Origin of the sequence: Bacteroides togonis, from assembly GCF_900130135.1 — a bacterium.
In the GTDB taxonomy this organism is placed as follows: domain Bacteria; phylum Bacteroidota; class Bacteroidia; order Bacteroidales; family Bacteroidaceae; genus Bacteroides; species Bacteroides pullorum.
Map to the genome: position 1 here is coordinate 913,434 of NZ_LT670820.1, position 26,290 is coordinate 939,723.

At 44.4% G+C, this 26,290-nt stretch carries 16 protein-coding genes and 1 pseudogene; 5 read left to right on the forward strand and 12 right to left on the reverse strand.

Annotation, left to right across the window (positions count from 1 at the left end; all coding sequences use genetic code 11):
• Positions 1 to 33: 33 nt before the first annotated feature.
• From BQ8005_RS04020 to BQ8005_RS04030, 3 genes are all read left to right on the forward strand, one after another.
• Positions 34 to 666 (forward strand): hypothetical protein, encoded by a 633-nt coding sequence (locus BQ8005_RS04020; RefSeq protein WP_075317139.1) that lies wholly within the window; start codon positions 34 to 36, stop codon positions 664 to 666.
• A gap of 18 nt (positions 667 to 684) precedes the next feature.
• A complete protein-coding gene (locus tag BQ8005_RS04025) occupies positions 685 to 2,751 on the forward strand; it encodes a hypothetical protein (protein ID WP_159436207.1) in 2,067 nt (688 codons plus the stop codon).
• A 118-nt stretch (positions 2,752 to 2,869) separates the two neighbouring features.
• Positions 2,870 to 3,925, forward strand: a complete 1,056-nt coding sequence (locus tag BQ8005_RS04030) for a leucine-rich repeat protein (protein WP_075317141.1) — start codon at positions 2,870 to 2,872, stop codon at positions 3,923 to 3,925.
• Between the two features lie 127 nt (positions 3,926 to 4,052).
• Here the strand turns inward: BQ8005_RS04030 and BQ8005_RS04035 are convergent, their stop codons facing one another.
• Positions 4,053 to 5,669, reverse strand: a complete 1,617-nt coding sequence (locus tag BQ8005_RS04035) for an ABC-F family ATP-binding cassette domain-containing protein (RefSeq protein ID WP_075317142.1) — start codon at positions 5,667 to 5,669, stop codon at positions 4,053 to 4,055.
• Positions 5,670 to 5,893: 224 nt separating this feature from the next.
• On the opposite strand from BQ8005_RS04035, the gene BQ8005_RS04040 reads away from it, so the two are divergent.
• Entirely contained in the window at positions 5,894 to 6,484 is a 591-nt protein-coding gene (locus BQ8005_RS04040) for a nucleotide exchange factor GrpE (protein WP_075317143.1), read from the forward strand.
• Positions 6,485 to 6,497: 13 nt separating this feature from the next.
• On the forward strand, positions 6,498 to 7,670 hold the full coding sequence (dnaJ, locus tag BQ8005_RS04045) for a molecular chaperone DnaJ (RefSeq protein WP_200806339.1): 1,173 nt from the start codon (positions 6,498 to 6,500) through the stop codon (positions 7,668 to 7,670).
• 149 nt (positions 7,671 to 7,819) lie between these two features.
• On the opposite strand, the gene BQ8005_RS04050 is transcribed toward dnaJ, so the two are convergent.
• The 11 genes and pseudogenes from BQ8005_RS04050 to BQ8005_RS04105 form a co-directional block, all read right to left on the reverse strand.
• Entirely contained in the window at positions 7,820 to 9,340 is a 1,521-nt protein-coding gene (locus BQ8005_RS04050; protein ID WP_075317145.1) for a DUF4434 domain-containing protein, read from the reverse strand.
• A gap of 48 nt (positions 9,341 to 9,388) precedes the next feature.
• Entirely contained in the window at positions 9,389 to 10,789 is a 1,401-nt protein-coding gene (locus tag BQ8005_RS04055; RefSeq protein ID WP_075317146.1) for a DUF5009 domain-containing protein, read from the reverse strand.
• Entirely contained in the window at positions 10,786 to 12,084 is a 1,299-nt protein-coding gene (locus BQ8005_RS04060) for an alpha amylase family protein (protein WP_111936052.1), read from the reverse strand. The genes BQ8005_RS04055 and BQ8005_RS04060 overlap by 4 nt, the downstream gene beginning before the upstream one ends.
• 83 nt (positions 12,085 to 12,167) lie before the next feature.
• Positions 12,168 to 13,583 (reverse strand): sialate O-acetylesterase, encoded by a 1,416-nt coding sequence (locus BQ8005_RS04065; protein ID WP_075317147.1) that lies wholly within the window; start codon positions 13,581 to 13,583, stop codon positions 12,168 to 12,170.
• 230 nt (positions 13,584 to 13,813) lie between these two features.
• The gene (locus tag BQ8005_RS17605; RefSeq protein WP_075318920.1) at positions 13,814 to 15,211 is read right to left on the reverse strand and encodes a calcineurin-like phosphoesterase C-terminal domain-containing protein; all 1,398 of its coding nucleotides are present in this window, start codon (positions 15,209 to 15,211) and stop codon (positions 13,814 to 13,816) included.
• Positions 15,212 to 15,529: 318 nt separating this feature from the next.
• Positions 15,530 to 16,447: pseudogene (locus tag BQ8005_RS17610) on the reverse strand (DUF4434 domain-containing protein); the annotation flags it as partial.
• Between the two features lie 100 nt (positions 16,448 to 16,547).
• Complete coding sequence (locus tag BQ8005_RS04085) at positions 16,548 to 17,954, reverse strand: alpha amylase family protein (protein WP_075317148.1); 1,407 nt, start codon at positions 17,952 to 17,954, stop codon at positions 16,548 to 16,550.
• Positions 17,955 to 18,046: 92 nt separating this feature from the next.
• Positions 18,047 to 19,798: a DUF5018 domain-containing protein gene (locus tag BQ8005_RS04090; protein WP_394334093.1), complete on the reverse strand. Its 1,752-nt coding sequence runs from the start codon at positions 19,796 to 19,798 to the stop codon at positions 18,047 to 18,049.
• Positions 19,799 to 19,806: 8 nt separating this feature from the next.
• Positions 19,807 to 21,474 (reverse strand): RagB/SusD family nutrient uptake outer membrane protein, encoded by a 1,668-nt coding sequence (locus tag BQ8005_RS04095; RefSeq protein ID WP_075317149.1) that lies wholly within the window; start codon positions 21,472 to 21,474, stop codon positions 19,807 to 19,809.
• A 14-nt stretch (positions 21,475 to 21,488) separates the two neighbouring features.
• Entirely contained in the window at positions 21,489 to 24,614 is a 3,126-nt protein-coding gene (locus BQ8005_RS04100) for a SusC/RagA family TonB-linked outer membrane protein (protein WP_394334112.1), read from the reverse strand.
• A 259-nt stretch (positions 24,615 to 24,873) separates the two neighbouring features.
• Positions 24,874 to 26,160, reverse strand: a complete 1,287-nt coding sequence (locus tag BQ8005_RS04105) for an IS1380-like element IS942 family transposase (protein WP_055235773.1) — start codon at positions 26,158 to 26,160, stop codon at positions 24,874 to 24,876.
• Between the last annotated feature and the right edge of the window lie 130 nt (positions 26,161 to 26,290).

The window sequence follows — 26,290 nt, forward strand, 5'->3', positions numbered from 1 at the left end:
TTATTTTTTACGTATAATTATAACTGGAGTTTTATGAAAAAGTCAATTATTTATTTCATTTCTTTAGTAAGTTTCCTCTTTGGAGGATGCAACAACAGTGTCAAAGAGGACAATCCGGGCAAGTCTGACGTAACCGAAGTCAAAAAAGAGCCAACTACTTGGCAAGAACAATTAGATTATGCCAAGCAACAAAGTGATTTAATGACTCGAAACGGGATTGATGGATTAAAGTTGGTGAAATATAGTTATCGTGGAAAAGTGGAAACGCAAGAACAGCGAGAAGAATTCCTAAAACTTTTATTTGCCGATGATACAGATGTAGTATATCACTTAAACGACAACAAAGGATCGTATGATATCGTACCTTTGAAAGTAATGCGTGAAAAATTATCTCTTTCGGGAACAGAGGAACCTTTTGAAAAAATAAAAGAATGGCTAAAGCGTGCAAGCGAAAATGAGAACTTAGAACTTGTGAATGTGGAATGGTCATTTCACGGACGCTCTGTGCATTCCGTAGCAGTTATTTCACCACAGAATAACACTATCCTTTTCGATCATATTGGCGGCGCAGCTATCATACCTGGCTCAAAAAAGGAGCCGAAAGTAGAGTCAACTGTCCGGAATCTGACAAAAGAAGAGTATGATGCAGAAAAACATACCAAGTAAAGATAAAGAATAGAAGCTATGAGAAAACGAGTAGCCTTGTTCACCTTCTGGATGTTGTTTTCGTTTGGAGTAGTTTACATCAGCCTCCCCTCTCTTCCTCCAGATGCCGCTGGAAATCGCATCCAGCTTTGGTCGGTATTATTACATTACCGATGGAGCGATCCAGATCGGCAAAAGTATGAGGCGGCACGTTTTCTTATTGACAACATGCATTATCATTATTCGTACGGCAAATTAAATTATGTACCTAGAGAAGTCGAAGCGTGGCGACAGAAGACAGATAGCATCTGTCAGTCCCTTTTAGCGAATGAATCCCCAAATGAAAAAAGACTTTCTCAAATCAAAACATATAGAGAACATCAGAAGAACCAAATACTTCCTAAAATAGAAATATGCGTCGACAGTTTTCCTGACATTCAGGAATTGGATAGCAAATTCCTGATTGCACATATTGATCATGCTTTTGAAGTGTGGCATCATTCTAAATTTGCCGGACAGCTTAGTTTTAATGAATTTAAGGAATATATCCTTCCCTATCGCTCGGTAGGCGGATATGGATTTCTAAATAACGGAAAAGAATTAGATTCACTGTTTGGCAAATTCCTGAATGCGGATTCTTGCGACACTCCGCAGAAAATGATTCATCACTACAACCAAGCCATCAATACACTCAGAGATTTGAACGGGAAACAGGAAGACAGGCAAGATTATGGCATATACGGTTTATATTCACGCGGTCTTCACGACTGTGTGGATATTGCAAACTATGCATGCAATATTCTAAGATCGTGTGGCTTACCACTTTCAGTAGAATATAATATGTGCTACCGTTACTTTGGAGGACGACATTACCATTGCTCTCTTTACAAAAGTCCAAAAGATACAGGATATGCCTTCAGCCCGGAAAGTGATGTGCCCTATAAAGATTCTTATAATGCTGAAGAAGTCTATAATATCTATCGAATGACGTATGCCGCACAAAAGAAATCGCCTTATTTCTTAAAATCAGAAAATGAGCATATTCCACAAGAACTTGCCGACCCCTGTATTATTGATGTGACCTCTCATTATCGGAAAACAGTTACATTATCGCTTCCTTTCCATGAAATGATTCCAAATAGACTGGCATATCTAGCAGTGTTTCACAAAGGGCCGGGCGGACTATTGGCTGTAACATGGGGAAATATAAATGTAAAATCGAAAGCTGTTCTGTTTGAATATGCTATTCCAGGCATGTTTTACTTTCCAATTTACTATGAAAATAATCGCATGAAGGCTTTTGGAAGACCTTTTTATGTAGAAGAAATAAACGGAGTTGGAGTTCCTCATTACTTAGCTGAAAAGAATGACTCTAGTGGGAAATGGAGTAATCTGGTCCTAACTCGCAAATGCACTTACAAACCTCAAATGAACGAAATAGCCAAACAACTGGTAGGCGGTCAATTTCAGGCTGCCAACCGAGAGGATTTCAGTGATGCAGTAATACAAGGAGAAATTGAAGAAATACCCGAACCTTTCTTTCAGGAAAAGACCTTAACTAATATTGGAAATTATCGGTACTATCGTTTTAAGGCTCCTGCTTCTTATCCCCATGCTAACATTTCCATGTTAGAATGGATTACTGATAAATCATACGGATATAAAAACGTATTTCCTCCCAATCGCATACACATTCTTTCACCTAATGATAGTATATTGTCCCTTAAAGACTCCTGTTACGTCAAACTTTTGGAGGAAACCGGTTGGGAGAAAATGAGGCATAAGACTGAATACGATGGAGATATGCAAACAGCTCCACATTCTTGTGAAACTATTACTTTGCGCTTGAAAAATAGACAAAAGGCAACCCTAGTCCGTTTTGCTCCATTGAATGCAGATAACGGGATACATGCAGAAGATTTGTATACTTTATATTATTGGACAGATGAAGGTTGGAAGCGATTTGGATGCCAATATGCTCGTTATGAATATGTAGAATTTAAAGATGTTCCGAAAGGAAAATTATATTGGCTTAGCAATATGATAAGAGGAACGGAAGAATTACCTTTTACTATATCGTATGGGAAACAAACGTTCATCTACTGAATCTACACATCATCATACAACACGTTAACATAAGTTTTTTTAGAATTAACAGAACAGATAGATGACATAGGCTAAATCTTCCGTATCTTTGAAAGCAAAATCCTAAAACTGAAAGAAGATGAAACTAAGAAACATACTGCTTGTTGCGGCCAGCCTATGCATCGCCTGTGGAGGAGCCTATGCCCAAAAGAAAAAGACCTGTTATGTACCCAAAGCTGGTACACTGGTAGAACTGTTAACTCTGGATGAAGCCAACCAGATTACTCATCTCACCCTGCAAGGCAAACTCAACGCCATTGACTTCCGCCACCTGCGCGACGAATTCACCAACCTCAAAGTGCTGGACATATCGAATGCCACCATAAGCATGTACACAGGAAAGAACGGCACCTACCCTGACCGCATCTACGTCTACCCGGGTAACTGCATCCCGGCCTATGCCTTCTGCAAAAAAATGAGTGACGGAAGTTTTCAGGGAAAACAAACGCTGGAGCGCGTTATTCTATCGGACAAGACGAAGAACATAGAAGACGCTGCTTTCAAGGGGTGCACCAACCTGAAGATTTGTCAGGTCAGAAAGAAAAAGGCTCCCAACTTGTTGCCCGAAGCATTGGCCGACAGCATCACAGCCATATTTGTTCCGCTGGGAAGTACGGATTCCTATCGCAACAAGGAAAGATGGGAAAACTTCTCTTTCATCGAAGGAGAACCTACAATCGTTTCCGTAGAGATTGGCCCCATGAGCAGTCTGGCCAGTGAACTCATGCGCAAAGGCATTCAACCGCGTGACGTCAATTTCCTGACCATCGAAGGCAAAATGGACGAAGCAGACTTCAAGCTGCTCCGCGACTATATGCCCAATCTGGTTTCCGTCAATATGGAAAACTGCACTTCGACCGCTATCCCCGAGTATACGTTTACGCAAAAGAAATACATGCTGGACGTTACTCTGCCCAAAGGCTTGCAAACCATCGGCCAACGTGCGTTCAGCGGCTGTACCCGCCTGTCCGGTTCACTGATATTACCGGCCGGAGTAACGGCCATCGAATATGGTGCCTTCATCGGATGTGACAATCTGAGACACGTAGTGGCAACCGGCAATAAAATTACAACCCTCGGTGACAAACTTTTCGGGGAAAGTGAAAACAAAATAGTCTACCAGACCAAACATTAAAGGATGTAACAGAGGATCCTTCCCCTGTCCACTATACAAAGAGGCACGGACCACGCAGAAACCATACGGATTATTCCGTAGAAGTCTGTCGGTCCGTGCCTCTCTTATTATCTCAGTCTGTCAAGTATCAGTTCTGATACATGCGTGCTCTCAGTTCTTTAATGTGATCCGAAGTGATGTATTCGTCATACTCCATCATCTTATCGATGATACCGTTCGGAGTCAGCTCGATGATACGGTTGGCCACCGTCTGGATGAACTCATGGTCGTGCGACGCAAACAGGACATTTCCCTTGTAGATCTTCAGGTTGTTGTTGAAGGCCTGGATAGACTCCAGGTCGAGGTGGTTGGTCGGCGTATCCAAAATCAGACAGTTGGCATTGCGCAACTGCATACGGGCAATCATACAACGCATTTTCTCGCCTCCCGACAGCACGCTGGCTTTCTTCAATACCTCCTCGCCCGAGAAAAGCATACGTCCCAGGAAGCTCTTCATATAGACCTCATTTCCTTCGCCAAACTGGCTGAGCCAGTCGACCAGGTTCAGGTCTGTGTTGAAAAACGACGTGTTGTCCAACGGCAGATAGGCCGTCGTGATGGTCACACCCCAGTTATAGTGTCCGGCATCGGGCTTCATATTGCCGTTGATAATCTCGAACAAAGCCGTCATGGCACGCGGGTCGTGCGACAGGAATACAATTTTGTCGCCTTTCTCCACATTGAAATTCACATCGCGGAAAAGCACTGTACCGTCTTCCAAAGACTTGGTCAGGCCCGAAACCTCCAAGATCTGATTGCCCGGTTCGCGTTCCGGCGTAAAGATGATGCCAGGATATTTGCGCGACGAAGGCTTGATTTCCTCCACATTCAGTTTCTCGAGCATCTTCTTGCGGCTCGTCGTCTGCTTGCTTTTGGCCACGTTGGCACTGAAACGGCGGATAAACTCTTCCAGCTCTTTGCGCTTCTCCTCGGCTTTGGCCTTCTGGTTCTGTTGCTGACGCAAGGCTAGCTGGCTCGATTCGTACCAGAAGCTGTAGTTACCGGCAAACAGATTGATTTTTCCATAATCGATATCGATGGTATGCGTACAGACCGAGTCGAGGAAGTGACGGTCGTGGCTCACAACGAGCACCGTATGTTCGAAGTTCGAGAGGTATTCCTCCAGCCAGGTCACCGTCTCCATATCCAAGTCGTTGGTCGGCTCGTCCAGCAACAGGTTATCGGGATTTCCATACAAAGCCTGTGCCAGCATGACACGCACCTTCTCCTTGTTGTTCAGTTCGCTCATCAGCACATAGTGCTTGTCTTCCTTAATGCCCAGGCCGCTCAGCAAGGAAGCCGCGTCGCTCTCGGCATTCCAACCGTCCAGCTCGGCAAACTTCTCTTCCAGTTCGGACACCTTCATGCCGTCCTCGTCCGTAAAATCTTCTTTGGCATAGAGGGCTTCACGTTGCTTCATGATATCCCACAACACCGTGTGGCCCATCATCACCGTGTCCATCACCGTATAAGCATCCCACTTGAAGTGGTCCTGGCTAAGTACAGACAGGCGTTCGCCCGGTCCCAAAGTTATCGCCCCCGTTGTAGGCTCCAACTCTCCGGAAATCGTCTTGAGAAAAGTAGACTTGCCGGCGCCGTTGGCACCGATGACACCATAACAATTGCCGCTGGTAAACTTCAGGTTGACGTCGTTGAACAACACCCTTTTACCAAACTGTACCGAAACATTAGAAACTGTAATCATGAATTATCTTTATCTTGTTATTACTAATACCTTAAAAACGGAGGTGCAAAGATACACAATTGTCTTCTTTCCACACTGCCAATGTGACATAAAAATCGTAACTTTGCGGCGTTTTCTGAAAAAGTAGACATTTTGGCAAAGTTTTTGCTGGAAAGAAAAGTAACAAGACGCGCCGGATACGTCCGACCGTCCATCCGCAGTAATAACAAAAAAGAAAAATAGATATGGATCCGAAAAAAGAAACCATGAACGAAGAAGAGCTGAAAGCTCACACTGCCCATACGGGACAACAAGACCAGGGCGAAACAGAAAAAACGGCAGCCGAGACACAGGAACAGGCCGGGACTGAAAAAACAGAGCAAGTAGACGAGCTGACCAAGACACAGGAAGAGCTGGCCAATATGAAGGACAAGTACCTGCGCCTTTCAGCCGAATTCGACAATTACCGCAAACGCACCATGAAGGAGAAAGCAGAACTGATCCTGAACGGAGGCGAAAAAAGCATCAGCAGCATCCTGCCCATCGTGGACGATTTCGAACGCGCACTGAAGAACATGGAAACAGCCGAAGACGTAGCCGCCGTCAGAGAAGGTGTCGAACTGATCTACAACAAGTTCATGACCGTTCTCGGACAGAATGGAGTGAAAGTCATTGAGACCAAGGAACAGCCCCTCAACACCGACTTCCACGAAGCCATCGCCGTCATCCCCGCTCCGGCAGAAGAACTGAAAGGCAAAATCCTGGACTGTGTCCAGCCTGGATATACATTAAACGACAAGGTAATCCGTCATGCCAAAGTGGTAGTCGGAGAATAAGGAGACAAGTTGAATTATGGAAAAAAGAGATTACTACGAGGTACTGGGAGTAGACAAGAACGCATCGGCCGACGAGATAAAGAAAGCCTACCGCAAGAAAGCCATTCAATATCACCCCGACAAGAACCCGGGCGACAAGGAAGCGGAAGAAAAATTCAAGGAAGCAGCAGAAGCCTATGACGTGTTGAGCAATCCCGACAAACGCGCCCGCTACGACCAGTTCGGCTTTGCAGGCATGAGCGGTGCGGCAGGCAACGGAGGCCCCTTCGGCGGATTCAGTGGTGGCATGTCCATGGACGATATCTTCTCCATGTTCGGCGACATCTTCGGCGGACACGGAGGAGGCTTTGGCGGTTTCGGTGGTTTTGGCGGAGGAGGTGGCGCCCAGCAGCGTCGTTTCCGTGGTTCCGACCTCCGCGTCAAGGTGAAGCTCAACCTGAAAGAAATATCTACTGGTGTAGAAAAGAAATTCAAACTGAAAAAGTACGTCACCTGTACCCACTGCCACGGCACCGGTGCCGAAGGCAATGGAGGAAGCGAAACCTGTCCTACCTGTAAAGGTTCCGGCTCCGTCATTCGCAACCAGCAGACCATTCTGGGCACCATGCAGACACGTACCACCTGCCCCACCTGCGGCGGCGAAGGTAAAGTCATCAAGAATAAATGTAAAGAGTGTGCGGGCGAAGGTATCGTCTATGGCGAAGAAGTAGTAACGGTCAAGATACCGGCCGGTGTAGCCGAAGGCATGCAACTCTCCATGAACGGCAAAGGAAACGCAGGCAAGCACAACGGCGTGCCGGGCGATCTGCTGGTCCTCATCGAAGAAGAGCCGGACAAGGAACTGATCCGCGAGGAGAACGACCTCATCTACAACCTCCTGTTGAGCTTCCCTACCGCCGCCTTGGGAGGAGCCGTAGAAATCCCCACCATCGACGGCAAGGTGAAAGTAAAGATCGAACCGGGTACCCAGCCCGGCAAGGTTCTCCGCCTGCGCAACAAGGGACTTCCCAGCGTCAACGGCTATGGTACCGGCGACCTGCTTGTCAACGTCAGTGTCTATGTTCCCGAAACCCTGAGCAAGGACGAAAAGAAAGCGCTGGAAGAAATGGAAACCTCGGACAACTTCAAGCCCAACGCTTCCATCAAGGAAAAAATCTTCCGCAAGTTCAAGAGCCTGTTCGACTGAACCTGGCTAGCATATCATAAACATTCAGCCCATCTCTCCCCACGGAAAGATGGGCTGAACAGTTTCCTCCCCCTCCCCACTCCTTCTTCCAAAGTCAACTTTATGTTCACAAAGGTCAGGACTGGAAGGGTGGAGCTGAGGTTCTCCCCTTATTTCCCAAGGATAGGATTAACATACAATTCGTCGATGCAGACTCTATGAGAAGCTTCAAAAGCTATTTTTATATACCGCCCGTTCTCCATTATCTCATCAAACAAAATCCCATCAATCCAGATGTCATGCTTTGCATTCGGCCAACACGGAACATTCTTCATTGCGACCAAATGATATCGTATGCCGTCATCGGAAACTGACAAACTGATATTTTCCGGCAAACAGATATCTTGAGATTTATAATTCAGCACACGAAACATGAACTGCTTCAAATGTACTATTTTCCCAAAATCAAAAAATAGCTCATGATACCCGGGGGCAAATTCCACCCAACACGTATCTGCACTGCTTTCTTCGGCCAGTTTTCCATCCAGCATCTTTTGCCACAACACATTGTCTGTCTTTGCAATCTCACCGCTTATTAACGTACCTGCAAAAGAAGCAGCCAGATAGTTCCAATACTTATCACCGTTCTTCCAAGCCATATAATCTGTATATGCCTTATTCGACCAAATTGGCTGCCCCAGTTGAAACGGCGAATCAGGCTTGTCAAACAAGCCGTACATCATAAAGGATGTGATAGTTTCTACCCCTGCAACCGATGCAGCCACCTGCTGGGACAACAAGCGCGAATAAGCAGAAGGAATTAAAGCAGAAGCACGATCATTGGTTTCGTTTTCCCATGTAAAGGTCTCACAATTCGCCCACAATGCAATGCCCAATCTGTCATGGATCGCACGCAATTTTTCCCAACTTCGTTTCAAACGAAGAAGAGGAAACTGCTCGCGGACACATCCAATTTCATCTTGATAGGCAATGATATCAACCTTCAATTTGGCCAACTGCCTTTCATAAGCCGGGTCATCAAAAGCAGAATTCACAATGCCATAAGGAGATATCAAAGTTTTCTTTCCAGGAGTCAATACCCGTGCTTTCTCTACCAATGTATTGACCGACTGTACAGCATGTTCCGCAAAAATCGGACAAAGACAATCTTCTACCGGCAAATACCAACCATAGAATGCTTTATGGTTTCTATACAGAGCTGCCAGTTCCTCCATCATCTGAAGCTGACGTTGCTTGATTGCCGGATCCTGCAAATTGTCATCCTGATTTTTTGCCCAGCCCGTGCTCATAAAAACTTTCATTCCCAATTCGTCCGCCATATCCATAATAACATCCACCGGACTTTCTTTCTCGGGAGCATATGCATGAGGCATCAATTTAGAAGGATAATATGCCTTCCCTTCATTGGCCACAGCCATAAAAACAAGATATTCAATCCCCATCTCAGAAAGTTCTTTTATCTTCTGCCTCCATAAAGCTGGGGCTGTATAATCAAAATGCTGCGGATTGGTGTACTTGTTACGCACATCCTGATAGGCTAGGTTTATCCAAGTGCCAGTGATTGGTTTGACAAAATGATTTTCTACACGTTGTCCACTAACGGGAATGATAAACAACGATACGCACATTGCAAACGAAATAAGCCATCTTAATACAGTTCCTTTATCCATCAGAATACTTATTTTACATTCAAATTAAAATTAATCACATATGTCTAATCAAGTCCTCCAGAACCACTTGATACGGGTAAAGAAGATGGTAACCAACAACGACAGAGAAGTAAGCAGCAACCCCTGCAAGAATCCTAACCACGGATTGGAATGCAAATAAGACAGTAACGGGAACACACCCGTCATCTGCAATACGGGTATCACCAGCAAATCGCCAGCCACATAGGCTATCATCGGATTCTGTCCCGACATGACAAGCCACGCAGTAGACCTCTGACAACGGAAATAGTCACAGAGGATGTGAAAAACGATCAGAGCCATACAGGCCAATCCCGAAGTGACAAAGAAATAGCTGAAAGTAGCCACATCTTTCTTTATTCCTCCTTGGAACGGTTCCAGACACAAGCCAACCAATAACAGAAAAGCACCCATATTGAACAACTCTTTCCACAACGAAGCACTGCCCGCCGACTTGCGCAACAGCCACCAACCAGCCAAAAGCAGCAGGATGTTCACAACCAGATTGACATGAAGCCACCGGTTATACAGTCCTACCAGATTGCACACAATGATTGCTACCGACAAAGACAGAGCAGCATAGGCTTTGCGGTCATTTTTATCCTCTCCTTCTTCGTGCCCTCGCCTGTTCATCCATTCCAGTAGGAAGTCACCGGCCAAACTACCCGGCAGCACAATGAACAGGTACTTCAAGTAATCGAAACGATACATCCAGGAAACAGGAGTAAAGCCAAACAGAGTACTTGTCCAGGAACCTTCCACCTCACTACTCAGTATAATACCGGCCAGCACCAACAGTACTGCAATGCGTGCCCACTTGTTGTCCATCGTAAACAAATAAATGATGGAACCGAAAATGGCCATATTGGCCAGTAACAGAATAATGATGTTACTGGTATACAAGCTAAACTCACGACCATCTGCATAGTTCACCGTAAGCAGCATGACTACTGCCACCGCATAAGCTCCCAGTTTAACTGCCGTATGTCCCCATGCCGGCAAGGGAAACGGTAAACGCATGAACATGGGAAACAGAACCGCAAAACAAGCTATGGCCAGCAGCCAGGCGCGCATGTCCTGCGGGCTACTCAGCATATAAGGGTAGAAATGCTGGATGAAGATGGCAAAAAACGTAAGTTGCACGCCACGCTTCAACGCATCATACACCAGCCTCAACTCACTCTCTCCCTTTTCTTTCCGCTTACGAATGGAGAACGGGAATGCCGCCCCCATAGCAAACAGGAAAAAAGGAAAGACCAAATCCACCCACGTCAGCCCCGGCAATTCGGGATTGAAGGCATGTGTGGGTGGCGGTGTCTGAGCATGGTACATCCATGCGGGCAGAATACTGCCCGCAACGGTGGCCGAAAGCACCATCGTCAGAATAGCATATCCACGAAGGGCATCCAACGAGTAGGCACGTCCTTTCATCGGCAAGCTCCTCCTTCTCTCATGCCTTCTTCCACCTCTTTCCAAAGATTCTTACTGATGATATGTACGATGTCAAACACCATCAGACCATCTGAAAGCTTCAGGTTCATGGCTATTGTCTTCGACAGTTTGGCCGGATTGTCATAGAACTGGTCCACCAGGATTCCACCCATGAACTTATTATCTTTCAATATAGTACGCAGGTGCTGACACGAACCTTCCACACAATACCATGTACCCGACTGTGCCTGGCTGTCTGTTTCGTTCCAAACGCTATGACCATTCTTCTGATATTCTTCTATCGTAATGTCCGTGTAGTAATTGCCGGTAGCATACAGGTCAATCAGTTCGGCATAGCCATAGTTCTTATACTCAGGAGTAGCCCAATCAAAATCCTTGCTGGGGTCGTAGTTCTTGCTGGCAAAGTTTACACCCACCTCATAGTAAGAAGGATACCAGGCACCTGTATATGTACCAAACGAGATGTTGGGATTCACAGACTTCACTTCCTTACGGGCCAAAGCCATAAAATCGGTAATCGTCTTTGTACGCCACTCAAACCACTTCAAAGCCAGCTTGCCACGTTTGGGCACAAACTTTCCGTCTGCTGTCTTTTCCCAAGTCAGGATGTCCTGCGGAAAGTTCTCTACCTTAGCACCAATATACTCTTCGAACTTGCTGCGCGAAAGCGGTGAGAAGTCGGCACTGATGCCATCATAGCGTACACGGTCGAGCATCAGTCCGTCCAAATCGGGATATTTTCCAACCAACTCTTTCAGCACATTAAGAATATGCGTACGATATTCCTCGTTGAGCGGATTAATCATGGCCCCATACTTATGTTTTTCCTCCATGATAGAGATAATCCCTTTTTCAGGATTGTAAACCATGGACGCCCATTCCGGATGGCCACTGTAGACCATACCACGGTCAAAATAATTGTGACCGGCACAGAATACATTCAACGAAGCATGTACCTGTAATCCAAGCTTATGTCCCTGCTGAATGAAATAGCCCAGATAATCAAAGTCGCCACGCTTAGCACCATTCCACTCTTCCATACGTGGTGCATACTTGCTGTCATAGAGTACTTCACCGGTAATGGGACGTACGTCGACAATAGCATGTGTGAACCCGAGTGACTTTATCTTTTGCAAATAATAGTCAATGGAGTCTTTCTGATTGAAACGTCCAAAGTTGGCTTCGGCATCAAACCACATCAATGCCGGCTTGACTGGCGTTTCTGACACTTCGGCCTTTTTCTTGGTTCCACCACAAGAAGTCAACACAAGCATGCCCGAGGCAAGCAGTAAAAGAGACTTTTTCAAACTTAGTTTTTTCATTGGTATATACATGTTTTATTGATTAATACTTGTTTCTATTTTATGACTGCCCGAAAAGGAGCGGCCGGAAGTCCGGCATTGTTTTGCAATGTTCCGACCTTGTAGTTGCGAAAACAATAGCGAACTTCTACCGGACTCGGAACAGAATCGTTCCATACCTTTACCTTCGAACTTCCACCGATAATCTCTGCCTTGGCAGGATGTATATTACCAGCCTCGTCAACAAGCTCAAAGCCTTCTACCAACTGATTCTCGGGTCCAAGGCCGTCCTCACCAAATTCAAAGTCTACCTCAACTTGCCGGCCATTCATCTGACATTGCCGATAGATGGGGCCTGAATAGGTAAAACCCTCCAAACCATAAGTACGTGCCAAAGCCCAATAAGCCAGACGCTCACCTACTTTTATCTTATAAGGTGGATGGATAAACTTCTCGCTGCCGGCATCGGTGGTAATCACCATGCCTGTGCCGGGCACTTCGTACATCAGTTCAAGCTGACATTGTCTGAAGAGAGCCCAATCGAACTTATCACTACCTTCCGATTGCCAGGGAGCAATCTGGACATAATAGAACGGAAGTTCGGGTGACTGGAAAAAAGCGCGCCACTCGGCTACCATGGCAGGAAAAAGTTTCTTATAGAGAGCTGGGGCCGGGCTGTTGGCCTCACCCTGATACCAGATGACTCCCTTCACTGGAAAACCTTTCCACGGGTTGACCATGGCATTCCATAGCAGAGTCGGTGTGCCGGCCGGCCAACCGAATTCTGTAGCCTGCACATCGGGCAGCTCTACCTCAGCAAACTGCTCCAACGTCTCACGGCTCATCCAAGCTTCAATTTTCGAAGCACTCCAGGCACAATGTATCAATCCTACAGGTACATCAAGCGTACGTTGGAGTAAATCGCCGAAGAAATATGCAGTGGCACTGAAATTAGCTACTTCCTTAGGCGAAAGTTCCGTCCAATATCCGTCAATACCCTCTGTCTTCGGAGTAGTGCTCCAGGCATTCTTCACTGTGTAGAGCCTCAGAGGACGTTTGGCATTAGCCGACACAATATAGGGCTGAGAGCCATAGACAGGCTGACCACGGAAACCTTTGACAGGCATCTCCATATTGGACTGACCGGAACAGAACCAAACTTCACCTATCAGAATATTCTTTAATACCAACTTGTCACCATCGTTAAAAGTAATGGTATAAGGGCCACCATAGGCCGGAGTCTCCAGCGTCAATGTCCATTGTTGCCCTTCCTGACGGTCGGCATAGACTTTCTTGCCGTTCCACGAAGCCACGGCATACACTTTCTTACCAGTTGTTGACTGGCCTGTGAAAACAACTTTTGATTGCTGCTGCAGCACCATACCGTCACCCCAAATGGAGGGGAGTGTTACTTTGGCATAGAGAGCTGACCACAAAAGCAGCAAGCTAAACAAACTAACTAATCTTTTCATATCTTCCTTTCCTTTTTACATACTCATTTACACGGTTCTTTCATCTTAAGAGTAAAGTTTCAGATTGGTTTCATTGGATGAAACCATTAGTTTCAACGAATGAAACTAAATTGCCCTGACTGAGTTTCCTGATAAACATTCCTGCCTGTTTGTGAGAACAAACTGCTGGCAAATGCCGGATACCACAATTTAAACGAAAGGGCCGTATACTCATTAGAAATCTTTTCCTCTTATTTCAATAACTGGCTAAATACATTTCCAAAGCGGTCAGTTACCTTTATCTCTACTTTTGAAGTCTTACTTCGGGGAGTAGCTCTAAACAAATGACTGGTCTGCACCGGTGAAATCCAGTCATATTGCACTCTTTCCTTATCTGAGCAAATGGCCTCAGCATCGGGGTCATAACCGGTAAAACGGGTCATCTCGCCCATCCGTTTCCCATCTTCATACCATTCCACCTTCCATTTCTCATCCCAGTTCCATACATTGGCAATGATATCTTTGGGATACTCCCTGCTGGCACCCACAGGATAAGCCCGGAACTGATAATCCTTGGATTGGCCTGCACTCTTATAATACCACTTCACGTCCGTACCATCCACTTCATAAACGCCATATCCGGCCGGTGTGCCGTCCATACAGATGTCAGCCTTCCACCAGATGCCACACACGGCAGCCGTGTTGTGTTCCATCAGTGAATCATTAAAGCAAACGTTCAGATTGAAATGCGTATGTCCCGAAATGATATGTGCATCATATCCTTCCAACATCCGGTACAGACCGGAAGCATTGCTGGTTTCATCCTGCAATAAAGCATTCCACTGTAGTTTCGGAGTCAGACTGGTTGGGATATGTACCACAACGAACACTGGACTTCCCTTTGCTACAAAACGTAAATCCTGCTCCAGCCAGGCAAACGTGCGTTCATCGATATAACCTATGTACTGATAATCGCGATTGACATAGAAACAGTTGTCAAGCACAATGTAGTGTGCCTTACCTCTGTTAAAAGAGTAATAGATGGGACCAAAATAGTCTTCGAAAGTACGGTAAGAATACTCAAAAGTGCGACCACCATAAGTCATGTCATGGTTGCCAATAGCCCGATAAACCGGAATGTTCAAAGTCGAGGACGCTTGTATGTATGAAGGAAACAGTTGCGGTGAATCACCTACAATATCACCACAATCAATACCGAATACTTCAGACTGACCGTCCGAAGTACGCAGCAATTCCTGTACATCCTGTAAATAGGCACGATAGCCTGCTATATCCTTCTCCGAAGTGGCCTGCACATCGGCCTGCACCAAGAATGTGTGACGGTTATCGTCCTTCGGATTTTTCAGCAACTCAAAATCATAGTCTTTTTCCTTTAACGAATCCAGTGGCAAATAAAACTGAGGTATTGTCTGCTCACTCACAGGAACCAGATAACCTGCTGGCGAACTGATGTACACAAAACGCGCTCCGCGGTTACGTTTCAACTCATACCGACCCTGTCCGTCAGTAGCCACGCAGTCGAAACCATCAGTCACCACTACCCCAGCAATACCTTTTCCTTGACAAGTAACCCGCCCGCAGATTCGCTGCCCGAACAAATAGTCGGGCACGGTAACTTGTGTCTTCACCGACTCCGCTCCACACACGTTGTAAGCAGCTACTTCGTACGTGCCTGCCTCCCTGACAGTAAACATTCCGAATGGCTCAGCCTCCTCCTTTTTGCGCTGGACATCACCTACCAATTGTCCTTCTCTATATATATGGTAGCCTACAGCCTGCGGCTTGCTCTCGTCCTTCCACGACAAAAATACGCCCTGCTTTTCATTCTGCATCCAAGCCAACTGTGACACCGGTAAAGGTGTGACTAGAGATGGCAAGCAGCCCCTCTGAGCATAATAAGTATAAGCTTCATGGAAAGCCGGATGGCGCAACCAAGGACTGTAATAGTGAGAATAGGCAAAACAAATGAACCCGGAAACGTATGGAGAGAGCAAATCCATCTGACGCTGAATCCTGTCTAAAGTCGCTGTTGTCCAAAAACGTTGGTCGAACATCTCTACATTGGCCACAAAACGAATACGCGGAGTAGTCGGAATTACATCAGCCAAAGCAGAAAACCAGTCAGCCACTTCATCCAAGTTAAGGAAACCGGAACCGATACAATCTTGCGGTGCAAAAATATCACCATCCTGAAAATGTGCATTAGTCAATACATACTTCCACATTTCAGCACACTGAGCCGCAGTACCATTCTGACTGTTCATGAAAGGCGATAACAGGAATGGCATGCCTTTGGTCTGCTGATGTAGATAATCCAGATTCATATTCAAAGCCTTGACAAGAAACTCCCGATGCATCGGTGTCTTGCAATATGAATTATCTACTTCCCAAACCCAATACCAGCCATACATGGTATCTTTGTAGCGCGACTTATAGCGCCCTATCAACTCCTCAGCCACTTGATTTCCAAACTCCATCTGTTGCATAAGCCATTGCGGAGTAAAATCAGCTTTCCACCAGGCCTCATTGAAATTCAGTCCTACAAATACTTTAAATCCTGCTCGGCGAGCATTGCGCAGGCAGTTTTCAAGCAAATCGCTCTTATTGCCCGACACACCAGGCAGAGCCGAAGGATAAACCGCCGTAGTGTTTCCCTCCTGGTCTGTATGAACAGTGTGCATAAAGATAACATATTCCATACCAGCCGCCTTGAGCGACTTGAACTCCTGCTTCCAACGGCTATCGTCCCACTGCTCTACCAGATATGGTTGGATGAAGGTAGCCTTAATCAACCGTTCGGAAGCCCTTGCACTGAAGGAAACCAACAAACAAAAAAAGAATAAAGAAAATATTGAATTCTTCATAATATCATTATAAAAGAAGCTGCCCTTTCAACTAACGGAAATGCAAGAGACAGCTTATTTTGATTAAGTAGGGGATGTGTCAAGTTATAAACTAATCAATCTATTGCTGTACGGAACTCAGGTAATCGTCAAATCCCTTCTTGAAATCATTCCAATAGTCGTACATCTTAACATGTACCATATCAAAGACAAAATAGCCATCAGCCACATTGATGCAGGCATCTATGGTCTGAGGTATTTTGGCTCCTTGTCCGCCATCTGTCCAACCTGTACTATTACCTATATCCGGACCACCGGCAAACTTGACATCGTTCATCAGAAGTTTTTTAGCATTCTTACAGAAGCCTTGCATGTTCCATTCTCCGCTACCATATATCTCATCGGCCGAAGCATAGGCACCAAGCAACATAAAGTCGAGCATATCGGCATAGCCATAGTCTTTGTACCTAGCTGTTGCCCAATTAGGATACTCGGCAGAAGTGTCATACTTAGGACTGGCCCAGTTGACACCTACTTCATAGTAAGTAGAATACCAGGCACCGACATATACTCCGAAGCGCAAGTCTGGATTAACAGATTTCACCTTATCGCGCGCCTTGGCTATGAAGTCATGAATGACTTTTGCGCGAAATTCCAACCACTGCTTCATGTACTTGGGTTGCGGAGAAGGTAGCGGATAATAGCTACTTCCGGGCTTAATGATGTCATCGGGGAAATTTTCGACCGTCTCACCAATATATTCTTCAAACTTCTGCTTGGAAATAGTAGAAAAATCAGAAGCAAAGTCATTGTAACGGCAACGGTCCAGGAATATGCCATCTATATCATATTTGGCCAAGTCGCCTAACAGTTGAAGAATGAACTGCTGAACTTCGTCATTCGCCGGATTCAGGAATTTTGTGCCATACACATTATTGGGGTCGTTTGCAGCCGTCATATCCATAGCATTGGTAAGACCTCCCTCCAGATTAAGCGTAGTGGCCCATTCTTTTTTAGAAGCGTCTCTGAAAAGCAGCCCTTGTTCGCCCAAGCCATAAGGATAAAGGTTACCACCTACAAAGGTATTGATAGAAGCATTGACTTTCAGTCCCAATTTATGACCAGCATCAATAAAGGCTTGCAAATAGTCCCAAGTCTCCGTACGTTCAAAATAAACATAACCATTGTCACTCCAATAGTCCAACTTCTTCACTTGCTCTACAGCCGAGGTCTGAAACAATACATCGCCCATAGTAGGACGCACATCCACCACAATGTCAGTGAAACCGGCTTCTTTAGCTTTCGCCAAGTCACGTTCTATATTTTCTTTACTGTTGGCATAGTCGGGAAAATTGGCAGCAGCATCAATCCAAATAAAACGAGGTTTAACTTCAACCGGTTGTTCCGGTTCATCCGTATCTCCCTCCCAAGGCCAATCAGATATACCGTCATTACTGTCTTTGCAAGCTCCCAACAAGAACATACAACACAAAGCCGCAATGGCATTAGAATATCTAAAAAACTTCATCGCAAATAATTATTTTCCAAATAGTTCGTCATTCATTAAAAATCCAGGAGACCCAGCTTCCCGAGCCTCCTGGAAACTCTTAATTTACCAAATTATTTCTGGATACAATCAGCAGCAAAGCCACCGATAGTAGCACTGTTATTGTCATAGTAGTAAACGTAAATCTTGAAACCGTTAGTTGACGGAGCAATCAGTACATCGCCCGAAGCGGTCTTCGATTCACCTTGTTGATACCATTTCAAAGCATCAGCCTTGAATGTCAATGCCGGTGAAGTAAATACATCATTGCCCAAAGAGCCCTTGCTTGTGATATCATACAGATACAACTGTGGGCCAACACCCCACATCGGGAAGTGAGAAACAAGCAGCATAGCCAGATAATGAGCATTGTTGAACTTCTTAGTATCCAGACAGTTCTGGTTCTGTGCCCAGCTATTACCACTGCTGTTAGCCAATTGAGCTGCAATCTGGTTGTTACCATTCAAATAAGTCAGGATATTCTTGTCATAGTATGACAGGAAGTAACCTTCCGTTACATTGGTAGAGGCCGGAACTACAGAAGTTGAATTAACTGGTGCTGAACCCCAGGCCAAACCTGTAGAAGAGATATCAACCACTTCAGGAGTTTTAATTTCCCCATTGGTTACTACGATACGAGTAAAGACACTTGAAGTAGTAACACCGTCAATACCATCGTTGGTTAAGATTATCACAGCATCTTTTGTCACATCACCTATTACCTTCATCTTCGCACCTGTAGGCAGACCTGTATTATTAGTGAACGTATAGAAAGGCTGAGGAGCATCTTTCACAGAAGAAGTAACAAAAATATTGCATTGACCACCTGCATCGACCTTATTACAGATAAGCAGATGTCCACCCTCATCACTAGTGACGCAACCTGCTTGTGCAGAGCCCAGATTTATAGTACCACCCTTACTTCCTGTTTCTTGGTTAAAATAGAGAGGAGTCGTTCCATCACCCATACAAACAACCAGCTGTCCACCTACAACACCCAATGTAGGAGCATTGGTAGTGTTCCAAGGTATAGAAGCGCCAGCAGTTGCATCCAAGCTGAACAATTCTTCAAGCGGTGCATTGAAGCCGTAAGGTATCTTCTCTGGAATAGTCTTCTTGACTACATATTCCTGCTTGTCAACGCCGTTATGAGCTACTACTGTGAAAGTAACTTCATCATTGTAGTTCAGAGCTTCTACACGGGGATCAGGCGTAATAGTAGCATGAGGTGACAAAGTAATGTCGGCCAAGCAAGAGCTTAAATCATCTGCACTAATCAAGGAAATGACATTTGTACTCTTGTCGATAACACCAGAAACTGCAGGTTCAAGCAGGGAGAAAGAAAGCAACTCACATTTACTTGATTTTGTCCGCTCACCAGTAATACAGATTTCACGTTTCTCGCCCTGTGCATTAGTATATACAAAATAATTGTCTTGAGTCAGGTCCAATACTGTCAGACCGGGTTCAATAGTACAATTAGGAGCCAGCTCGGCCTGTACTCTGACGGCCGTCATATACGGTGTAGTCTCATCCTCACTATCTTCTGGATAGAACCATGGAATAGGAATTACATACTTGTCAGCCGTAGCATCTGTTATTGCATATTTAACAATTTCCTTGTCAGCAAAAGGACCAGAGGTAAAGATGGCTGTCAGACTCGTAATACCTTGACGATCTGCTGTAGGGAGCACATATTCAGGCTCCTGGCAGGCTGTCATTATAGACAACAAGCCTAAAAATAATAAATATATCTTCTTCATAATCATTGTTTTTATTAGATTTAATGAATATCCGTTACCATCTAAAGTGATATGTATATCCATTCTACCTGTTATTTCCACTCCGGATATTGGGAAACAGCACTATTATTATCCAACTCAGATTGTGGCAACGGGCAGCGATACATCTTTTCCGGGAAGTTACGGTCTTTATCGTCGCAAGATACATAAGTGTACTTCAGGTCACCATTAGATTGTTTCTCAATCTTCAAACCATGAACCTGATAACCATTCAAACCACCCTCTTCGTATGATTTTGCTGCTACATTCCAACGACGCAAATCCCAATACCATTGTCCTTCATAAGCCAATTCCACCTTACGTTCCTGAACAATGGCTTTCCAAAGGTTATCGCCACTCTTGTCTGAATAAGAAAGACCTACACGAGCACGCAAAGCTTTGATTGCTTCATTGGCACCAGCATTATCATTTGTTTGATAGCAAGCTTCAGCATAATTCAACAAGACTTCAGCGAAACGAATAACAGTCCAAGGTTGCGTACTAACGGCAAGTTCAGAAAGATTATGATTTTCATCAACCAACTTACGCAAATAATAACCTGTAGTACTTCTGCCTTCGGGAGTTTTGTCTTTGTTCCACTGACACCAACCGTCTACACCGTCAACAAAAGTCTCAATAGTACGGCCTTTCCACTGAGCACCATTATAAAGAATGGTAGCTTGGAAACGTGGTTCCAGTTTGTCATAAGGAGGAGTATCCGTTACACCTTCAGTGCTATGCCAAGTTGACCAATCGGGGAAACCACCTTCAGCCAACTCATAGGATTCCACCATTTCCTGAGTAGGAGTGCCATATCCACCACTATTTACTCCAATCAGCTTATAGTCACCCCCCGGAGTATAGTAGGTATCAAAATCGTGGCCGATTGTCCGGTCAAAGCAATACTGCAAAATAGCTTCTTTATTGCCTTCTTTTATTGTTTTTGAATACGAATCTGCATAATTGCTCTCCAAAGTATAACCCAGTTTCTGAACCTCTGCAGCTGCCAATTTTACCTTATCATAACGTTTTGCATAAAGCATTGCACGAGTCAGGAAAGCATAAGCGGCACCTTTATCTATACGCCCATTGGCATTTGCCTGATCGGGCAAATGAGTGGCGGCATAATTCAAATCTTCTTCTACAAAATCCCAACCGGCTTCTTCAGTACTCAACGCTTTATCACGAGTTATCTGAGTCAGGTCTTCATTATAAATAATCACTTCCTTATAACGCTTGAGCAAATCAAAATACAGGAAAGCACGAATGAAACGCATTTCTGCTTCCAAACGTTCAGAATCTGCATCACTCAATGTGCCAAACTTATGCAGGTTATAAAGATTTTCATTCGTACGACGCACATATTCATACATCGTTGCCCAATTGCCAAGGTATGTACTTACATAAGAAGGCTGTAATGTCGTGCCACCGTAAGCAATCTCACTGGGAATAAAACAAAGAGCATTATAATTATAAGAACCATACTTCAACTGGTCAGTCAAAGCCTCGGTCATACCAGCAGCACATTGTCCCAAAGTAAAGTTACTTAAATTATAAAAGTATTTATATAAATCATTGACTGCATATTCCGCATTCGTAGTGGTACTCCACATGACCTTATCCGAAATACTATTAGTCGGAGTCATATCCAAGAAATCATTGCAAGAGCTCAATCCGAATGAAGCCCCCAATATACATAAACCGATTATTCTTGTTTTCATAGACTATACGTTTTTTAGAATGTTAATGAAATACCACCCATTATAGTTCTCTGCTGCGGATAATAACCGTTGTTCACGCCCGGTGATTCAGGGTCAATACCTTCGGGCAGACCACTAATGGTGAACAAGTTAGAGCCTTCTACAAAGATGCGGAGATTCTGAATATTAATTTTCTGCATCCATTGACGTGGGAATGAATAGCCTAACTGAGCTGATTTCAGACGAATATATTTACCATCGCGCAACCAGAAAGTTGAAGCCAAGCCATTATCTCCACCGTGTCCAGGGCTACCAAGAGTTATGCGTGGGAAAGTTCCATCAGGATTATCAATGCTATAAGCATTTTCTACCAAATACAAAGGAGAATTAGCACCTTCTTTGAATGTCTGTGTCCAGATTGTATTATCATCATAACCATTGTAATATGTTCCGGTCAGAGATACATCAAACAGAGCACCACCTGTAAACTGTGCATTAAAATCAAAGCCATTCCAAGAACAGTTCAGATTCAAACCGTAAGTCAATTCAGGACGATTGCTGCGGCCTACACGAGCTTTATCATCTTCTGTAATTTTTCCATCGCCATTCAGGTCTTTATACTTGATATCGCCTACGTTAGGACGTGTACTATACCATGCGGAATTGGTAATCTCTTCTTCCGAACGGAACAGGCCTTCAGCCACCCATGCCATTGTAGCACCATAAGGAGTGCCTGTCACTTTACGCCATTCCATGATATTAGGACTATCGGGATATTGCAACCAACGAGTTTTAGCGTATGTAATATTGGCACTTACACCATAGGTAAAGGGTTTGCCACCCAACTGGAATGAATTGCGATGAGAAACCAGAATATCTACACCTTTGCTATCAATCTTATTGTAGTTAGCATAAGTCTGATAGTAGCCACCCATAGAAGGAGGATAATCACCACCCATAGCAGTCAGGATGTCATAAGTATAGTTATAGAAAGCATCAAATTCCATCCCCAGCATACCATTCCACATAGTGAAATCAAAACCTGCATTCCAAGACAATGTCTTCTCCCAAGTCAAATCGGGGTTGGCTATAACGTTGGTATAATAAGCTGGTGACAAGACACCGTTGATAAGTACATTGGTTCCAGCAACATACTGGCTCAAGAAAGAATAAGGAGTCACAGAGTCGTTACCCAGCAAACCGACAGAAGCACGAATCTTCAAGTCGTCCAGGAAATTGAGATTATCCATAAAACTTTCTTCGGACAAACGCCAACCTAAAGAAGCCGACGGGAAGAAACCCCACTGCTGACCTGCCATTCCGTAGAACTTATAAGAGCCATCGTAACGACCGGTAAACTCTGCCAAATACTTATTGCTATAGTCATATTTCAGACGGAAAACATAACCGGCAGAACGTGATGCATCACTTGAACCTGCTACGGGATCTTTGGTTGCAACACCGTAGTTCAACTCGGGGAGCTGAGAAAATGGTAAGTTCTGTGCATAAGCCGAGAAATTATTCGATTTATAATCGCGGCCTTCTACCAAGAACATTGCATCTACATTGTGTTTGCCAAATGAACGAAGATAATTGATGCTGGCCTGACCAACCAACTGTTCATAAGTAGACTGACCTTCGCCTATATTAATACCCTGGTCTGTTCCACGAGGATCGGACTTTATACTCCAACCACTTGCATTATCGTATACCATCGTAGAATAAGGAGTATTCAAATTCTTATTATGTGAAGTTCCGTAGTTATAAGAACCGCTAATCTTCAGCGACAAGCCCTTAATCCAAGGAACGTCGTAGCTCAATGAGAAATTTGTCTGCAAGTCAAGGCTACGGGTATTTTTGTATCCTGACTCATAAATGGCAGCCAATGGGCTATTGGGTAATGAAGTATTATTCTGTAGGGCAGCTGTATACATACCATTATATTGAACTGGCAAATAAGGATGCATCTGAATTGTCTGACGTGCAACAGACAACCAACCTTGTTCTCCCAAATAAGAATTACTATCCGTTCCACCAGAAGCATAACCCGGAGTATGACGACGGCCAACATTGCCGGCTACACCCAGCGTAAAGTGGAAATTCTTGGCGAAATCAGACTCAATGTTGGTACGTACATTGTAACGACGATAATTGAAGTTATCAATATTACCATCTTGTCCCAAGTAACCCAAAGAAGTGAAATAATGCATCTTTTCATTACCGCCTTGTACTGTTACACTGTGTTTCTGGGTGAAACCTGTACCAAACACTTTATCAATATAGTCTACGTTGTCCCAACCATCGGTAGGATCGCCATTGGTCATGGCTTCCACATTCTCTTTTGTGAAATGGGGCACGTACTGACTACGGTCGGTAATAGCGCCACTGGCCAACTGGTCCATCATCTCTGCCATATTATAATAGTATGCAAACTGAGGACCATTCATAAATTGCGGGAAGTTGGCATTCATAGAAGCACCAAAGGATGCATCATAAGTCACTTTCGTCTTACCAACTTCACCCTTCTTGGTTGTTACGATGATAACACCACCGGCACCTTTCAGACCATACACAGCAGCTGAAGCACCATCCTTCAAGACAGACACGCTTTCTATATCGTTCGGGTCAAGGTCATTGATATTGTCTACCGGGAAGCCATCCACAATGTAAGCTACATTATAGATAGAACCACGAATCTTCAAAGAAGCCTGGTCCAAACCCGGTTCTCCTGACTCTTGCACTGAAGAAATACCGGGCAACCGACCTCCCAACAACTGAGACACATTTGTAGACGGTGCCTTCAGCAACTCTTCACCTTTCATGGCTGAAACAGCACTAGTCAGCGAACTTTTTTTCTGCGTGCCGTAACCAACGACAACCACTTCGTCGAGCAGTTCTGTATCATCTTTCATCTCTACATTAATGACCGTACGACCAGCCACTTTATGTTCTTGCGTTTTCATGCCGACAAAAGAAAAGACAACGACATCGCTGCTTTTTACATTCAACGAATACTTTCCTTCAACATCCGTAATCGTACCATTACCGGTACCTTTCACAAACACGCTCACACCAGGCAAGCCTTCTCCGGTACCATCAGATACCACTCCCTTCAAAGTTATATCCTGTGCCTGAATACCCAAAGGATATAATAAGAGCATCAATAATGAGAACGAAAGCATTCTCATCCACCGAAAACTTCTTGTAGGATCTTTAATAAAATCTCTCATAAGTTCGATCTTTTTAATTAATCCTCAAATCCGCAACCTATAGGGTTTAGTGGGATTTTGCTTGCAAAGCGACAAAATTCATTTTATTGTACATATTTCTTGCACAACAGAAATGTCGCAGACACAAAATCCCCTTACCCCATAAAGCGACTTGAGGTAATACGCTGGTTTAACCAGAAAAGCATGGTCTTTAACCAAAGTCTGTCTTGAACAGGTTGGCATAAGCATTGTTGTCTGAGTAAATATTCAATACATGCCTACGTGATGTCTTAATCCATTTCGCAGGAACAGAGATGAACTTGAAAACAAAGGTCTTGATTCTGCTGGTGGCACGCAATCCAAATTCATGGGTTTTCAATCTCTGCATAATAGCTTTGTAGAAGTTTCTGATGAGAGCTGTCATAAGCAGGAATACAGTATTCTGTGCCATGAACGATTTTGGCAATCGATTCCAGCCAAAGCCATTGTTCATGTCATCGAAGATGCGTTCCTTGCCACCACGAAGATTGTAGAATTCCACGATGTCTCTTGCACTCGACTTGTAATCGTTAGTCAGTATACATCTGTAGGTATATTCGCCTTCCCAAATGTCAAGGTCTCCATCTATTCGCCTTTGTCTCTGTATGACAAGACGATACGGTTTTCCTTTCCATTTCTCAACAAGGATGGAATTCAGCTCAAATTCAATACCGTTGATTTCAACAGTTTTCCATCCAGTCAAGGCAAACATGGAATCGTAGAAGGAAGAGCATCTGTTGGCACGAATATAAAAATGCCTGCAATGAGCCTCTACCATATCTACGATTTCCTCCGAGCATGAGCCGCAATCCATGCGGGCACGGGATATATATACTTCTGATGCCTCCAGTCGCTTGAAGATTCTTTCCAAAGTCTCTCTTTGGTTGAAGCGCACGTTTGTGTTGCCGTCTCTATTTTCAATACCGACAATCATGTCGTTAATGACTGCCACACCTGGACTATAGCCCAGGAACTTCTTGTAGGTTGGTTTTGCATCATGCTTCTCTGTTTCAATGAACTGATGGTCAAAGTCAAAATCATACTCTTGACCGGATTTCAATTGACCAGTAGCAAGCAGGGCTTTGATCAATAAGCAGTTCATCTTGTCTGCAGTATTGAAATCATAGGAGTTGCCAGAAGCAGATTTATAGGTGATGTTCTTACAAGTCAGTTCTTCGATAGCACGCAATATGGTGTCTGCGCTGCAAGTGCGAAGAGTTGGATGAAGAGACAAATGTTTCATCAAGTGAGTTGTAACATCCTCAATACATGAGCCGCCACAAAGATATACGCACATCAGAGAGCGTAGAATTTCGCTATATTGATAACCAAACATAGTGCATCTCAATCCCAAGGTGGAATCTATGGTTTGAGCTAAAAGAGCATCAAATTGCTCCATAATAGAAAAAATTCCTCCAAAAGGAGTGAGTTTCTCAGATTTTATTTGTATCTTTGCCATGTCATATTAGAGTTTTGCTTGTCTTCTTTTCGCAACACTAAGGTAAGTGAAAATTCTGACATGGCAAAATCCTGGGCAACTTTTTGTTGCTCAGGCACTTATAAATAATGTTAAACTATAGTGTTGCGGA